Origin of the sequence: Streptomyces sp. SID12488 (assembly GCF_010548275.1) — a bacterium.
Taxonomy (GTDB): domain Bacteria; phylum Actinomycetota; class Actinomycetes; order Streptomycetales; family Streptomycetaceae; genus Streptomyces.
The window spans coordinates 83,963-97,958 of sequence record NZ_JAAGLT010000030.1 but is presented as its reverse complement, the minus strand read 5'-3'; the positions used below and the strand labels follow the sequence as shown (position 1 = coordinate 97,958).

General features: G+C 68.2%; 13 protein-coding genes and 1 pseudogene. 9 read left to right on the top strand and 5 right to left on the bottom strand.

Annotation, left to right across the window (positions count from 1 at the left end; translation table 11 throughout):
* Positions 1-175 precede the first annotated feature (175 nt).
* On the bottom strand, positions 176-1,261 hold the full coding sequence (locus G3I56_RS34020; protein WP_343240130.1) for a LacI family DNA-binding transcriptional regulator: 1,086 nt from the start codon (positions 1,259-1,261) through the stop codon (positions 176-178).
* Between the two features lie 330 nt (positions 1,262-1,591).
* On the opposite strand from G3I56_RS34020, the gene G3I56_RS34015 reads away from it, so the two are divergent.
* From G3I56_RS34015 to G3I56_RS33985, 7 genes are all read left to right on the top strand, one after another.
* Positions 1,592-2,860, top strand: a complete 1,269-nt coding sequence (locus G3I56_RS34015; RefSeq protein ID WP_164415827.1) for an extracellular solute-binding protein — start codon at positions 1,592-1,594, stop codon at positions 2,858-2,860.
* Between the two features lie 86 nt (positions 2,861-2,946).
* Positions 2,947-3,819 carry a sugar ABC transporter permease gene (locus tag G3I56_RS34010; protein WP_164415825.1) on the top strand — a complete coding sequence of 291 codons (873 nt, stop codon included), beginning with the start codon at positions 2,947-2,949 and terminating at the stop codon, positions 3,817-3,819.
* Positions 3,820-3,844: 25 nt separating this feature from the next.
* Positions 3,845-4,795: a carbohydrate ABC transporter permease gene (locus G3I56_RS34005; RefSeq protein WP_239135269.1), complete on the top strand. Its 951-nt coding sequence runs from the start codon at positions 3,845-3,847 to the stop codon at positions 4,793-4,795.
* Between the two features lie 40 nt (positions 4,796-4,835).
* On the top strand, positions 4,836-5,693 hold the full coding sequence (locus G3I56_RS34000) for a glycoside hydrolase family 43 protein (protein ID WP_164415823.1): 858 nt from the start codon (positions 4,836-4,838) through the stop codon (positions 5,691-5,693).
* Between the two features lie 109 nt (positions 5,694-5,802).
* A complete protein-coding gene (locus G3I56_RS33995; RefSeq protein ID WP_164415821.1) occupies positions 5,803-8,277 on the top strand; it encodes a carbohydrate binding domain-containing protein in 2,475 nt (824 codons plus the stop codon).
* A gap of 252 nt (positions 8,278-8,529) precedes the next feature.
* Complete coding sequence (locus G3I56_RS33990) at positions 8,530-9,864, top strand: alpha-L-fucosidase (RefSeq protein ID WP_164415819.1); 1,335 nt, start codon at positions 8,530-8,532, stop codon at positions 9,862-9,864.
* A gap of 29 nt (positions 9,865-9,893) precedes the next feature.
* Entirely contained in the window at positions 9,894-10,097 is a 204-nt protein-coding gene (locus tag G3I56_RS33985; protein ID WP_164415817.1) for a hypothetical protein, read from the top strand.
* Between the two features lie 335 nt (positions 10,098-10,432).
* Here the strand turns inward: G3I56_RS33985 and G3I56_RS33980 are convergent, their stop codons facing one another.
* From G3I56_RS33980 to G3I56_RS33965, 4 genes are read right to left on the bottom strand one after another with little or no spacing between them, the layout of a single operon-like run.
* Positions 10,433-10,834: a hypothetical protein gene (locus G3I56_RS33980; RefSeq protein ID WP_164415815.1), complete on the bottom strand. Its 402-nt coding sequence runs from the start codon at positions 10,832-10,834 to the stop codon at positions 10,433-10,435.
* Entirely contained in the window at positions 10,831-11,844 is a 1,014-nt protein-coding gene (locus G3I56_RS33975) for a hypothetical protein (RefSeq protein WP_164415813.1), read from the bottom strand. Before G3I56_RS33975 ends, G3I56_RS33980 begins: the two co-directional genes overlap by 4 nt.
* On the bottom strand, positions 11,841-12,338 hold the full coding sequence (locus tag G3I56_RS33970; RefSeq protein WP_164415811.1) for a hypothetical protein: 498 nt from the start codon (positions 12,336-12,338) through the stop codon (positions 11,841-11,843). Before G3I56_RS33970 ends, G3I56_RS33975 begins: the two co-directional genes overlap by 4 nt.
* Positions 12,339-12,354: 16 nt before the next feature.
* Positions 12,355-13,203, bottom strand: coding sequence for an alpha/beta hydrolase (locus G3I56_RS33965; RefSeq protein WP_164415809.1), 849 nt, complete (start codon positions 13,201-13,203; stop codon positions 12,355-12,357).
* Positions 13,204-13,295: 92 nt separating this feature from the next.
* Here G3I56_RS33965 and G3I56_RS33960 point away from each other — a divergent pair, with 92 nt between their 5' ends.
* Both G3I56_RS33960 and G3I56_RS45155 read left to right on the top strand, forming a co-directional pair.
* Complete coding sequence (locus G3I56_RS33960) at positions 13,296-13,802, top strand: MarR family transcriptional regulator (protein WP_164415807.1); 507 nt, start codon at positions 13,296-13,298, stop codon at positions 13,800-13,802.
* Positions 13,803-13,809: 7 nt separating this feature from the next.
* Positions 13,810-13,977, top strand: a pseudogene (locus G3I56_RS45155) (IS982 family transposase); the annotation flags it as partial.
* Between the last annotated feature and the right edge of the window lie 19 nt (positions 13,978-13,996).

Genomic DNA, 13,996 nt, shown 5'->3' with positions numbered 1-13,996 from the left:
CCGGCGCGTTCATCTGCTTCGAAGACGAAGCGGGCGTGACCGGCCGTCCGCTCAACGGCCGCACCTGGGGCCGGCGGGGCAACTTCCGACGCGTGGGGCGCCCTTCGCCCACGAGCCCGGACGAGCCCTTCGTTCCCGATGCCACGGCCGGGTGAAAGTTTGGAGCGGAGGGCCGTCATCTGTTCGCGGACGCCCTTCGGGCGCCGCCCTCAGGGTCTGCCTGGTTCGCGTCGAGCCGGTGCGGCATCGCAGGGTCAGGCCGTGCCGCCGCCGGTGGGGCGGTGGAGTTGCGCACCACGAGTTCGGTGCCCACCTCCATGTGCTCCATGAGTAGCCTCTGCCCGTCGATGAGGGACAGCAGCGCGCGGGCCGCCTTCTGGCCCATGTCGTGCAGCGGCTGACGCACGGTGGTCAGGCCGGGGAAGCTCTGCGCCGCCTGCGGGAGGTCGTCGAAGCCGACGACCGAGAAGTCGGCGGGCACGCTGAGGCCGTGCGCCCGTGCGGCGTCGACGGCGCCGAGCGCCAGCAGATCGGCGCCGGCGACGATCGCCGTCGGCTGGTGATCGTCGATCAGGCGCATGGCGGCGCGGAAGCCGCTGGCGTAGGAGAAGTCGCACGAGGCGACGAGCCGTTCGTCGACGTCCAGCCCGGCGAGCCGCATCGCGTCCTGGAAGCCCTGGAAGCGGATGGACGTGCTCTCGAGTTCGTCGAGGCCGCGGAGGTAGGCGATCCGGGTGTGCCCCAGGTCGATCAGGTGCTGGGTGCCCAGGCGCATGCCGTGGTAGTTGTCGACGCTGAGACGGGGCAGCGGTACGTCCATGCGCCGTGGGTCGATGATGACGCAGGGCACGGTCTGCCGGCGCAGCAGCGCGACCGTCTCGTCCTCCAGGACCGGCGCGATCATGAGCATCCCGTCGACGAGGCCACGTCCCAGGAACTCGACCCGGTCCTTCTCCCGCACCGCGTCGTGGTAGCTGGCGTTGACGAGCAGCTCCTGCTCGGCACTGGCCAGTTCGTCGGCGACGCCGCGCAGGATCTCCAGCCCGTACTGGCTGGTCAGGTCCAGCGCTATCAGTCCGACGAGCCCGCTGCGTCCGGCCTTGAGGTTGCGGGCCGCGACATTCGGCCGGTATCCGAGCCGGTCGGCCACCTCCGTGACGCGGCGCCGGGTGCCCTCGGAGGCCCCCGGCTTGCCGTTCATGACGTTGGACACCGTCATCGCGGAGACGCCGGCCTCCTCAGCCACCTGCGCGATGGTCACTCGCCCTGCCACCCCTTGCCCCCCTCCGACCCGCTTGTCGGGTCCCGACACTGTAACGATAAGGCTGGTCGATCGTCAATGAAACCGAGTCTGCGCGCCAAGGGGACCGGTGATTTGGACCATCCGTTCGAGCACGGAAAGTTACGTATAGATGTCATCCAAGTTTTGCGTTACAGTCCCGGCCATCGGCGAGCACCGTTCGCCGCATTCCGGGTCGACCGGCCCTTTGCGGACATGTCAAAACTGCACCCACACGGAAGCAGGCTGACCTGTCCCCATCCTTCTGATCATGACGAGTCGGTTCTTCACCGACGATGAGTGAGGTATGCAATGAAGCATTCCGGGAGAACTCTCGCGGTCGCCACCACGGTCGCCGCCCTGGCGATGTCGCTGGCCGCGTGCGGGGGCGGGTCGTCCGGTGCCTCCGGTGACGGCACGGTGACCCTCCATGTTGAGGCGTGGAAGGGCGGCGGCGCGGAGCCGGCGAACGTCGCGGAGATCAACAAGGCGTTCGAGAAGACCCACCCGAAGATCAAGGTCGACTTCGAGTACATCACGGCCGGCGATACCTACACGCAGAAGCTCCAGACCGAACTGCTGGGCGGCAAAGCCGGCGACGTCATCATGGCCGACACGGACAAGATGGGGAAGTGGGGTGCCTCCGGCTACCTCGCCGACCTGTCCGGGGAGTCCTGGGCGAGCCGCATTGCCCCGGACGCCAAGCCGTTCGCGCAGGCGGACGGCAAGACGCTCGCCATGCCGATGGAGCTGATCGGCATCGGCCTGTACGCCAACATGGACCTGCTGAAGAAGGCGGGCATCACCGAAGTGCCCGCCGACTGGCCGACGTTCCTGAAGGACCTCGCCAAGGTCAAGAAGGCCGGCATCACCCCCATCGCACTGCCCGACAAGTCCGGCTGGACCGGCGAGGCCGTCTTCCAGGCGAGCGGCTCGACCCTCGTCTACCAGAAGAACAAGCAGTGGGACGCCGACTTCCTCGGCGGCAAGACCGGCTTCGACCCGGACTGGAAGGCGCCGCTGCAGCAGTTGAAGACCCTTGAGGACGAGGGGTACGTCAACTGGAAGAACGAACTCGGCGTCGACGACTGGGCCCAGGGCCCGCAGGACTTCAGCGCCGGCAAGAACGCCTTCTGGTTCCAGGGCGCGTGGCAGGTCTCCAACGTCAAGAAGGCCGGCTTCCCGGTCTCCTTCGCACCGTGGCCGGGCGGCGCCGCCGGCACCAAGCCCAACGGCATGGTCTTCTCCGGCACGATGTGGACGGTCAACTCCCAGTCCCAGCAGGCCGACGCGGCACGCGAGTACGTGAAGTTCTGGTCGCAGAGCGAGAACCTGGCCAAGTATCTGGAGGCCGAGCACGCGGAGTCGCCGTTCACCGGTGGCACGACCCCGGAGAGCCCCGAGACGACGGCCTTCACCACGGCCTTCAAGGAAGGCCGTTACCGGATCATGCCGTCCAACACCTGGTACGGCGGCGCGGCCGAGACCGAGACCGGCTCCAAGATCCAGGCGTACCTGCTGGGCCAGGCGTCCGCCGCGCAGACCCTGAAGGATATCCAGACCGCGGCGTCCGCCAAGTAACCCATCCCGAAGCCGGCCGTGGTGAGGGGCGGTAGGCGGCTCCTGACGCCCCCGCCACGGCCCGTCCGGGCAAGAGGAGGACCCCCGTGTTTCACCGACGGCGCGCCACCATGGCCGCCTTCCTGCTCCCGGCGATCACCGTGTACGGCATGTTCATGCTCTACCCGCTGGCCCGCGGGATTTATCTGAGCATGACCGACAGCCTCGGCGGCCCGATCGCGCACTTCGTCGGCACCGACCAGTACCGCGCCATGGCCGACGACCCGAAGGTCACCGCCGCCCTGTGGCACACCGTGCTGTACGCCGCGGTGGTCGTGGTCGTGCAGAACGGCCTGGGGCTGCTCTTCGCGAGCATGTTGTTCCGCCGTCCCCGGGTCCGCAAGGGGCTCAGCGTCGTGCTGCTCACGCCGGCGCTGATCTCGCCGGTGATGGCCGCCTTCATCTGGTCCTACCTGCTGGCCCCGAGCGGCGGCATCAACGCGCTCCTCGACCTGGTGGGCCTGCACAGCCTCAGCCATGTGTGGCTCGGCGACACCTCCACCGCGCTGTACGCGGTGGCCGCCGTCAACATCTGGATGTTCACCGGCTACTCCTGCGCGATCTTCCTCGCCAGCTACATGAACCTGCCGGCCGAACTACTGGAAGCGGCCGCGCTCGACGGAGCGAGCGGCTGGCGGCGCTTTCGCAGTGTGGAGTGGCCCCTGCTCGCCCCCGCGCTCACCGTCAATGTGACCCTCAGCCTCATCGGCTCGCTGAAGGTCTTCGAGTTCCCGCTCGTGCTGACCAACGGCGGCCCGGCCGGCTCCACGGACACGCTGACCATGCTCGTGTACCGCAATGTCTTCGGCGGCGGGAAGTTCGCCTACGGCGTCGCGCTGTCGGTGGTCCTCCTTGTGACCGTCGTCATCCTCTCCAGCGCCACCTCCTCCCTGCTCCGGCTCCGCGAGCGACGTATCTGACGGGGTTGCCCCCAGGAACTGACGGATGGCCACCATGACTTCCAACATCTCCGTGCCCCCGACCGGAACCCCGCCCCCCGCGCACGCCCGCAGGAGCTCGGACCGGCCCTCACCCCGCCCCCCTAGGACACCGTCCGGAACACCGCGCATCACGCTGCGCCGTCTGACCGGCGGCTTCGGCACCGTCCTGCTGTGCCTGGGCACCGTCCTGTTCGTCCTGCCGTTCCTCTTCACGGTCGTCACCTCTCTGCGCACCGCGGCGGACTTGGCCCGCTCCCCGCTCGGCATCCCGCACTCGCTGACCCTGAAGAACTTCACGGACGCCTTCAACCAGATCCACTACGGCCCCAGCACCCTCAACACCCTGTTCATCACCGCACTGTCATGCGTGGCCGTCACCGTGATCGGCTCGCTCGCCGCCTATCCGCTGGCCCGGATCACCCAGCACTGGTCCACCACCGTGTACCGGCTGTTCATCCTCGGTACGTCCGTTCCGGTGTTCGTCGTCGTGGCGCCGCTGTACCTGCTGATGCGCGACCTCAACCTGCTGGACAGCTACGCGGGCATGGTGTTGATCTACACGGCCCTGAACCTCCCGGTCGCGGTGTTCTTCTACACCAGCTTCATCCGCTCGATCCCGGGCGACCTGGAGGAGGCGGCCGCACTCGACGGCTGCGGCGCCCTGCGCACGTTCATCACGATCATCCTGCCGCTGCTCCGGCCGGTCACCAGCACCCTGCTGACGTTCATCTCCCTGCAGGTCTGGAACGACCTGCTCGTTCCGCTGGTGTTCGTGCAGGACCCCGGCAAGCGGACGGTCATGGTGAACGCCTACTCCTTCATCGACCCGCACACCGTGCAGCCGACCACCCTGTTCCCGGCCGCCCTGCTCGGAGTGCTGCCGCTGCTGATCATCTTCGTCTTCTTGCAGCGCCAGGTGGTCGCCGGCATGTCCGCCGGCGCGGTCAAGTCGTGAACCACCTTCGCCTCGACGTTCCGGAAGGAACCTCCCACCGATGTACGTGCTCTCCTACTTCACCAGCGCCGACGAGGCCCTGCATCTGGCCTACAGCCACGACGGCGAGGAGTTCAGGACGGTGAACGGCGGCCGGCCCGTTCTGCGGGGCACGGTCGGCACCGGCCGGCTGCGGGACCCGTTCATCAGGGTGGGCCCCGACGGCCTGTTCCATCTGCTGGCCACCGACGGCTGGACGAGCCCCTCCATCGTCCACGCCACCTCGACGGACCTCAGCACCTGGTCGGAGCAGCGACTCGTCCCGGTCATGGCCGGTGTGGAGGGGGCTCACAACGCCTGGGCTCCGGAGTTCTTCCTGGACCGCGCGACGGGGCTGTACCACCTCATCTGGTCATCGGTCGTCGAGGCGGGCAGCACGGCCGAGGGCCGCAACTTCGAGTACGTCAGCCAGGACCACCGCATCTGGCACTGCACCACCGAGGACTTCAGGACGTTCTCGGACCCGGCGGTCTTCTTCGACCCGGGTCACTCGGTCATCGACGCCACCGTGCACGAGCTGGCCGAGGGCGGATTCCTCATGGCCTTCAAGGACGAACGCGGCGCCAACGACCCCGCCACCGCCCACAAGGACATCCATGTGACCACGTTCGACACCCCCGGCGGCCCGTACTCCGCCCCCACGGGGCCGGTCACCCCCTCACTCGTGGAAGGACCGTGTCTCTTCCGCCGCGGAGACGAGTGGGTCATGATCTTCGACCATTTCCTGGAGGGGAGGTACGGGGCGGTCCGCAGCAAGGACGGCGTGGACTGGGACCCCGTCCCCTTCGCGCCACCGCCTGGCATGCGCCACGCCTCCGTCCTCGCCACATCCATCCCGACATCACTGTCAGCGACCTGAGCGTCGCCACGGATTGCGGGCGGGCCGCTTCGGTGCCCGCCCGGCGTAGGAAGATCCGCGTCGCAGCCCGCGGCGCGGAGGACACCGTCACCCAGCAAGGAGCGTCGCAATGAAGCGTCGCAGAACAAACCGCCCGATACGCCGGGCATCCCGCGTCCTCACCCTGCTCGCCACCCTGGCGGGCGTCCTCGTGCTGCCCGCCCAGGCCGCCATGGCCGCAGGCACCACGTACTACGTGAACTGCTCGGCCGCCTCCAACGGCAACGGCACCCAGGCCAGCCCCTGGAACTCCGTCACCAGCGTCAACAACACCACCTTCGGCGCGGGCGACAGCATCCTCTTCGCCGCCGGCACCACCTGCACCGGCCAGCTCACCCCCCAGGGCTCGGGCACCTCCGGCAGCCCCGTCACCATGGGCGCCTACGGCACCGGCGCCAAGCCGGTCATCAACGCGAAAGGCGCCACTGGCCCCGTCATCCACCTCCTCAACCAGCAGTACTGGGAGATCGGCGGCCTGGAACTCACCAACCCCGCGGCCTCCCCGGACTACCGCTCCGGAGTCTTCGCCGAGAACAGCTCCGGCGGGATCCTGCACCACATCCGGGTGCACGACATGTACATCCACAACATCAGCGGCTGGCCGGGCGGCTGGTACTCCACCAACGCCGGCGTCGGCGTCCAGACCGACCACACCACCCCCGTCTCCACCTTCGACGACGTCGTCGTCGAGAACAACACCTTCGACCACGTCGACCGCATCGCCGTCGCCGTCACCCCGGACGGGGGCGGCCAGGGCACCGGCCTGACCACGGGCACGGTCATCCGCGGCAACACGATGACCTACGACGGCGCCGACGACGTCCTCGTGGTCAAGGGCAGTGGCGCCCTCATCGAGAACAACAAGGCCGGGCACGGCGGGCTGAAGAGCACCTGCCCGCCCTCGGGCCAGATCTGCAACCGAGCGTCCGCGGGCATCTGGGTGGCAGGCAGTCAGGACAGCGTGATCCAGGGCAACGAGGTGTACTGCCACGCCAACTTCCAGGACGGCCAGGCGTACGACGTCGACTGGGGCAACCACAACACCACCATCCAGTACAACTACAGCCACCAGAACCTCGGCGGCTTCCTGCTGTTGATGCCGGCCTCCTCCTCCAGCCCCAACGAGCCCACCGCGACCGTGCCCAGCGACGGCACGGTGGTGCGCTACAACGTCAGCGAGAACGACGGCTCCAACTCGGGTTGCCCGGAGTCCGGTACCTCCAACCACACCGTCTCCCTCATCGACATGCCCGGCAACATCCCGAACAAGAGCGGCAGCAGCGGCATGGCCCCGCTGTTCTACAACAACACGTTCTACGTCAGGGACGGCCTGAGCACGTGGATCACGGGTGGCCGCGGCAGGACCAGCGTCTCCGGGGCCTGGTCCTTCGAGAACAACGCGGTCTTCAACTACGGCTCGGGCGGCTACCTCGCCACCGGCGCAGGCTCCGTCTACTCGAACAACCTCTTCTACGGCCGGCACCCCTCCTCCGAGCCCGCGGACGCCGCGAAGGTCGTCACCGACCCCGAGTTCCGCAACCCGGGCAACGCGAACACCAACTCCCCGTACGCGGGAATGGACGCCTACCAGGTCCACCCCTCTTCCCCCGTGGTCCGGGCAGGGGCGGTCATCAGCAACAACGGCGGCCAGGACGCCTTCGGCAACCCGGTCTCCGCCACGGCCGCGCCCAACATCGGCGCCTACAACGGCACCGGCGGCAACCTCGTGGCCAACGCCGGCTTCGAGACGGGCTCGCTCAGCCCGTGGACCCTCAGCGGCAGCGGATCCTCCGTGGTCACCTCGAACGCCCGCACCGGCACTCACTCCCTGCAGACCGGAGCCTCCGGTAGCGGCGCCAACCAGAACTTGACCGGGCTGACCCCCAACACCACCTACCTGCTCACCGGCTGGGCCAAGGTGGCCAACGCCGGGGAGACTCTCGCCATCGGCGTCAAGAACTACGGCGGCACCGAGACCTTCACCAACGTCGCCACAACCTCGTACTCCGAGGCCGCCGTTCTGTTCACCACCGGCTCCACCAACACCACGGCCACGCTGTACTGCTGGAAGAACTCCGGCGGCACCGCTGCAGGGAACTGCGACGACATCGCGGTGGAACGCGTGTCCACCCCTGCAAACCTCCTGACGAACGCCGGCTTCGAATCCGGCTCGCTCAGCCCGTGGACCCTCAGCGGCAGCGGATCCTCCATGGTCACCTCCAACGCCCGCACCGGCACTCACTCCCTGCAGACCGGAGCCTCCAGCAGCGGCGTGGACCAGGCCACCGGCGGTCTGTCGTCCAGCGCCACCTACCTGCTGACCGGCTGGGCCAAGGCCGCAGGCGGCAGCGAGCAGGTCGCCGTCGGCGTGAAGAACTTCGGCGGCACCGAAAGCTTCTCGAATACCACCGGTACCGCCTACGCCCAGCAGCCGATCTTCCTCACCACGGGAAGCGGCAACACCTCCGCCACCGTCTACTGCTACAAGAACTCCGGCACCTCCGCCGGATACTGCGACGACTACACGCTGATCAAGCTCTCTTGACCGTCACCGGCTCACCAGGAAGTCCCCTCCCCCGGGCGGGTCGGCTCGCCCGGCCCGCCCGAGGGCTCCCCGGGCCACAGGGCCTCCCAGGCGCTGTCGAGGACTGCTAGCTGAAGGGGAAGCGCCGGGAGGTTCACACACACCGCAATACCTCCAACCTGTCGATGTCCCAGGTCGCCCGCATCCGGCGCCTCCTCGCCCCCAGTTCACGGTTCCTCGCCTAAAGAATCCGATGTATCGGGAGTTTCAAGCATGAACGAGTTCCCTCTGAGCGGTCGGCTGGTCCCTGAGTGGTTCACCAACGCCAAATTCGGCATCTTCATCCACTGGGGCGCGTACTCGGTGCCGGCCTGGGCCGAGCCCATCGGCGCACTCGGCGACGTCGACCCCGATGTGTGGTTCAAGCACAACCCGTACGCCGAGTGGTACTGGAACACCATCCAGATCGAGGGCAGCCCCGCCCAGGAACACCATCGCACCGGGCACGGCGGACGCCCCTACGACGAGTTCCTCGACGCCTGGAAGGCCGAGCTCTTCGACCCCGCGGACTGGGTGGAGCTGTTCGCCCGGGCGGGTGCGCGCTACGTCGTCCCCACCACCAAGCACCACGATGGGATAGCCCTGTGGGACGCCCCGGGCACTGGCACCCGCAACACCGTCCACCGCGGCCCACGCCGCGACCTGATCGCCGACCTCGCCGACGCCGTCCGCGCCCGCGACCTGCGGTTCGGCGTGTACTACTCCGGCGGCATCGACTGGTACGCCGGACGCCGGGACCCCGTTCTCCACGAGGACCGGATGGACGATGGGAGGCCCCATGAGGCCGCCTACGCCGCCTACGCGCACCGGCAGGTCCTCGACCTGATCGAGCGGTATCACCCCGCGGTGCTGTGGAACGACATGGGCTGGCCCCGAGCGGGCCGGGCCGAACTGCCGGAGTTGTTCTCGCACTACTACGCCACCGTGCCGGAAGGCGTGGTGAACGACCGCTGGGACAGCGCCCACGCCGACTACCTCACCAGCGAGTACGAGCTGGACCGGGCCAACGAGGGGGCAGCCTGCTGGGAGAACACCCGGGGAATCGGATTCTCCTTCGGCTACAACCAAGTGGAAGGCCCCGAGCACATGCTGGATCCGGCAGGCGCCGTCCGCCTGCTGGTCGACGTCGTCTCACGCGGCGGGAACCTGCTGCTCAACGTCGGTCCGAAGGCCGACGGCACCCTCCCGCAGGAGCAACGCGCCGTTCTGGAAGGCATGGCGTCATGGATGGCCTGCCACTCCGAGGCCGTGCACGCCACCAGGCCACTGGAACCAGGTTCCGCCGACCCGCAGGACGGCGGCCCCTGGGTGCGTTGGACCCGCGACGAGCGCCACGTCTACGCCTTCGTGGCCGACGTTCCTGACGGGGCCGACGGGGCCGACGGGCATATCGTGCTGAAGGCGCGTCCGGGCCTGCTGGATCCGGATACGGCAGAACGCCTGGACGGCCAACCCGTCAAGGCCGAATCGGGACCGGAGGGCGTCCACGTCACGTCCGGCGGTCTCGACACGCCGCTGCCCACCGCGATCCGCTTCGCCGCACGGTGACCGACCGCTGACCCGGTCGTTCGCTGGGCGTGGCCAACTTCTGGCTGGACGCCTGCGAACCCGGCCTGAGCCCGGAGGCCGCCGAACGCGCCGTCTACGCGGCCGGCTCGGCAGCCGAGGCCGCGAACCTCTACACCACCGGCGCCCCGCCGATGCGCCCGCGGGAAGCACCAGAGATGTTCGGCGCAACGCGCCGTGCCGCTGTGAAGCGTCAGCCCCAAACGGCCCGCTGACCGGCGGAGCCTTGGCATTCGGAAGGTCTTGTCCGTCAACCCAGACGACGGTGGTTGTTGATGTGGGCGACCTTCGTCCCAGCCTCCCACGCCTCCTCAAGCTGAGCGGCGCGGAGGGCGAGGAACTGGATCTGTGCGACGGCGAGCTTGAGCTGATCGTTCAGCTCCTGGTTCCTGCGGCGGAGCTTGGCGTTCCGGGCAGCGAGCCGATCCAGCTCGCGGCGGGTGCCGCTGGATGGCTCGGCCGGTTCAGATCGATGGTGACCGATCTCGGCGACGAGGGCGCGCGCGACGACGCCGCCCGGTCGGCGGGCGATGATCTTGTGGCTTCTTGTTCAACGACGTGGGGCCCTGCTGCTGGTGCTCGTGACGTTCGATGTCTCCCCCAGCGCCTCTTGGTGTCGTTCGTTGCACAGGGCAAGATCCTGGATCTGGGCAGCAGCGAGGGCGAGTTGAGCGGTCAGCTCACGGTTGTGTCGGCGGAGCTTCGCGTTGCGGGCGACGAGTCTGTCGTGCGCGGTCGGACCGCTGCGAGGGGTGGTGGGGGCGGCTCGGTGATCAGCGATCTCTCGTGCGATGTCGGGGTAGCGGCGGCGGAAGGTGGTGTTGGTCAGGTCGAGGCGGCGGGCCAGCATGAGGACGCTGGGCTGCTTGTTGGTCTCTCGGCAGGTGTCCAGCACCTCCTGGAGGTGCTGGCGGACCAGAGCCTTGGGCAGGTCGGGGACGTTGCGGGTCATGCCGGAACGGCCTCCTGCCCGTTCGCCGTCAGGAACTCGACGATCTCGGCCCGTCGGCTCTCAAGGAGTTGGCGAAGGCGGGGCGGCAGCGTCGGCCGCGAGGCAACGCGCCCGTCGATGCGGACGATCTCGCTTTGCCAGGCGGTGATGTTCTGGGGGGTGAGCGTGACCTTGCGGCAGGCCAGCGGCAGGCAGCCGCCGTGCGAGGGAAGTCCTTCGCCGTTGCCTCTGCGGGCCTTCTCGCAGAGGGCCTTGGCCGGATCGTTGACGCAGGTGATGTACTCGCCGGGATAGATCGCCGGGTCGTGACGCTTCATGATCCTTTTGGGGCGGTGTCTGTCCAGCGCGACCTGGCCTGCGAAGTCGTCGATGAACCGCAGAGCCCAGACCAGCAAGGGACCCAGAACGCCTTCGGGGAGGCGGTCGGTCCCGTTCTCCCGACCACGTTGGGTTCGTTTTTCGCTCCATCCATCGAGATCCAGCGGATCGAATCGGAGCTGGTCATTCCCGAGGTGAATGCGCCAACGCCAGAGAAGTCGTAGTGCGGCTCGAGCAGCTTCTCGGGTTCCGTCCCGGTGAGGGAAGAGGGTCAGCAGGTGTCGGTTGTAGCGGTCCAGGTCGGCGGGCGAGATGGCGGACAGCTCGATTCGGTCGGCGGGCCATTGGGCGTCGAGCCAGGTCAGCAGGCGCTTCATTTCGCCGAAAGCGGTGCGGACCGAGGCGATCGCGGGGCGGTCCTCGCCAGGCGGCGATTCCAGTTCCGGACAGAGCAGGGCATAGAACAAGCGCTTGGTGGCGGGGCGGAATCGCGCCGGGATCGTGGGGAAGTTGAGCACTACTGTCCGCTCCTGGACTTGGACGATCGCCGGTGCCAGGCGCCAGACATCGTCGCTGAAGCGCGCGGTGTCCTCCAGGCGGCTGCCCGGCCGCAACGGGCGCCCAGCCAAGACGTGGGCGTTCTCGCTCTGCCGTGGCGCGTCGTGGATGCCCGCGCTCATGAGGTTGTTCATGGCGTCTCCCAGGGTGCTGCTACGAGATCGAGGAGGGCGTCGGGGACCTGTTCCTTCTGTGCCTGGGCGACTTGTGCCGGGGTGAACTTGCCGAGGATGTCGCGGCGGACAGCGACCCAGACGAGGCCGTAGCGCTTCCACCACTCGTCCTCGCTCATCCGTTGCCGCAGACGTCCCAGTGCCTCGAGGAGAGCCAGCAGACGCGGTAGGTGATCTTGGGTGATCAAACAGTTGCCGCAGAGGAAGCAGAGCAGGAACGAGTCGCCGCAGGGCTTGCCGGTCTCCGGGTGATGCTGGAAGTCCCCGCAGGCACTCCAAGCCGTGTCGAGGTGCCCATGGGCCAGGTCGTGTGCGGTTCCTGGAGCCAGGCCGGCTCCTGTCAGTTGTGCCGGTGTGCTGCCGCTCTGGATGACGGTGGGGCTGCCGCGGCGGCGGACGACCTCGGCATGCGCGTCCCGGGCGGCCCGCTCTGCGTCAGCGAGCGCGTCGGCCATCACGCCCTCCGCCCATTCACGGGTTGCCGAGGAAGTCCAGGAGCATGCTGTTGAACGTGGCAGCCCGGGTGAACGGGCCGCTGTGGTGCGACAGGCCAGGGAGTACTGCGGTCTCGACGTGTGGCAGGTGCAGCCGCGCCGCCGCCTCGACGCGCCGAATGTCATGCGCCCTGCTGTCCCCGGCAAGCAGCACCAGCGTCGGGACCGTCGAGTTCCGCAGTTGCCGGGGCCTCGGGCGTTTGCCCACGACGACCTTCGTGCGCGGAAATTCGGCGGCGAACCCGTAAAGGTCCAGCCATGAGGGGTCGACTTCCGCGCCGTGGGTTTCCCAGGCGAGGAACGCGCGGGCCCGTTGGGCGGTGGGCCGGATGAGCATGGGAAGGGCGCGTAACAGGTACCCGGCCTTGTATCCGGCGAAGCACTGGGTGGGATCGAGGAGAGCGAGCTTGCGGACCCGCTGCGGCGTGCGCAGTGCATAGGTGAGGGCGATCCATCCCCCATAGGAGTGCCCGCACAGGTCGGCGCGGCCCGGGCCCAAGCCGTCGAGTACGCCGTCCAGCCAGTCGAGAAGGTCGTCGACGGACCGGACGGGGCGGCCCCCGCGTAGGCTGCGGCCTGCCTCGCCGATCCGGTCGACGGCGTAAACGCGCCGGGTGCGGCTCAGGTCGGCCACGTTGGCAAACCACACTGCCGAGGTGGCGCCGCCACCGTGCAGCAGCACCAGCGGCTGCCCGTCCACGGGGCCGCACGCGGTGACCCGGGTTGTGCCGTACACCGACGTCAGGTCCATCCGGTCGACGGGCACGGGCCAGTGGTCCAGGACGGCGTCGTACGCCGCCAGAAAGCGAGTCAGGTCTTCTGCCATGGGACACCCTCAGAGAAATAGGTCGCTGAGCAAGTATCTCGCCGAGCGAGATACTATGCACACTGGATCGATCGTGGAAGGGGCGGAATGGCATGGCTGAAGGAGAGCGTGGACTGCGGGTTGTGCATCAGCTACGTGCCATCACCGTCGAACTCGACCTGCTCGGAGCCGAGTTCGCGCAACACAACAGCCTGCATCCGACCGACCTGCGTGCCCTGATCTGCCTGATGGATGCCGCTCGGGCGCACACGCTCGCGACGCCCGGCTGGCTCGGGCGGCAGCTCGGCCTGAACTCTGCGGGCACCACGGCCCTTGTCGACCGGCTCGAGAGGCTCGGCCACGTGCGGCGCACACGAGACAGCCGCGACCGACGCCGTGTGCTGCTCGAGGTTGATGAACGGGCAGTCACTCTCGGACAGTCGTTCTTCGGACCGCTGATCACGGAGGTCGTCGCTGCGACGCGGACCTTCTCCGACACGGAGCTGGCAACAGTCCAGCGCTTTCTGCTGAACGTGCACGAGGTCGTCGCCGCACAGCGAGACCCTTCGAGCTTGCTCACCCCAAGTCCCGTGCCTCAGAAGAAGCGAGGGCCTCAATGATCTGTTTGTGACGACAGACCTCGAGACCCTCTTGACCGCACTGTATGTGAAGATCGACGACGAGATCCGAGGGACCCGATGGATGAGGCGACCGCCCCGTCTCAGCGACTCCGAACTCGTCTGCCTGGCGGTGGCCCAGGCGCTCCTCGGCCAGCACTCCGAGGCACGCCGGCTGACGCAACGTTGGTCAGCGG

Bases quoted from the DNA above. Each gene is read 5' to 3' on its own strand.
- G3I56_RS34015 (WP_164415827.1), top strand. From the start codon at position 1,592: ATGAAGCATTCCGGGAGAACTCTCGCGGTCGCCACCACGGTCGCCGCC.
- G3I56_RS34005 (WP_239135269.1), top strand. From the start codon at position 3,845: ATGGCCACCATGACTTCCAACATCTCCGTGCCCCCGACCGGAACCCCG.
- G3I56_RS34000 (WP_164415823.1), top strand. From the start codon at position 4,836: ATGTACGTGCTCTCCTACTTCACCAGCGCCGACGAGGCCCTGCATCTG.
- G3I56_RS33995 (WP_164415821.1), top strand. From the start codon at position 5,803: ATGAAGCGTCGCAGAACAAACCGCCCGATACGCCGGGCATCCCGCGTC.
- G3I56_RS33990 (WP_164415819.1), top strand. From the start codon at position 8,530: ATGAACGAGTTCCCTCTGAGCGGTCGGCTGGTCCCTGAGTGGTTCACC.
- G3I56_RS33980 (WP_164415815.1), bottom strand. From the start codon at position 10,834: ATGACCCGCAACGTCCCCGACCTGCCCAAGGCTCTGGTCCGCCAGCAC.
- G3I56_RS33975 (WP_164415813.1), bottom strand. From the start codon at position 11,844: ATGAACAACCTCATGAGCGCGGGCATCCACGACGCGCCACGGCAGAGC.
- G3I56_RS33970 (WP_164415811.1), bottom strand. From the start codon at position 12,338: ATGGCCGACGCGCTCGCTGACGCAGAGCGGGCCGCCCGGGACGCGCAT.
- G3I56_RS33965 (WP_164415809.1), bottom strand. From the start codon at position 13,203: ATGGCAGAAGACCTGACTCGCTTTCTGGCGGCGTACGACGCCGTCCTG.
- G3I56_RS33960 (WP_164415807.1), top strand. From the start codon at position 13,296: ATGGCTGAAGGAGAGCGTGGACTGCGGGTTGTGCATCAGCTACGTGCC.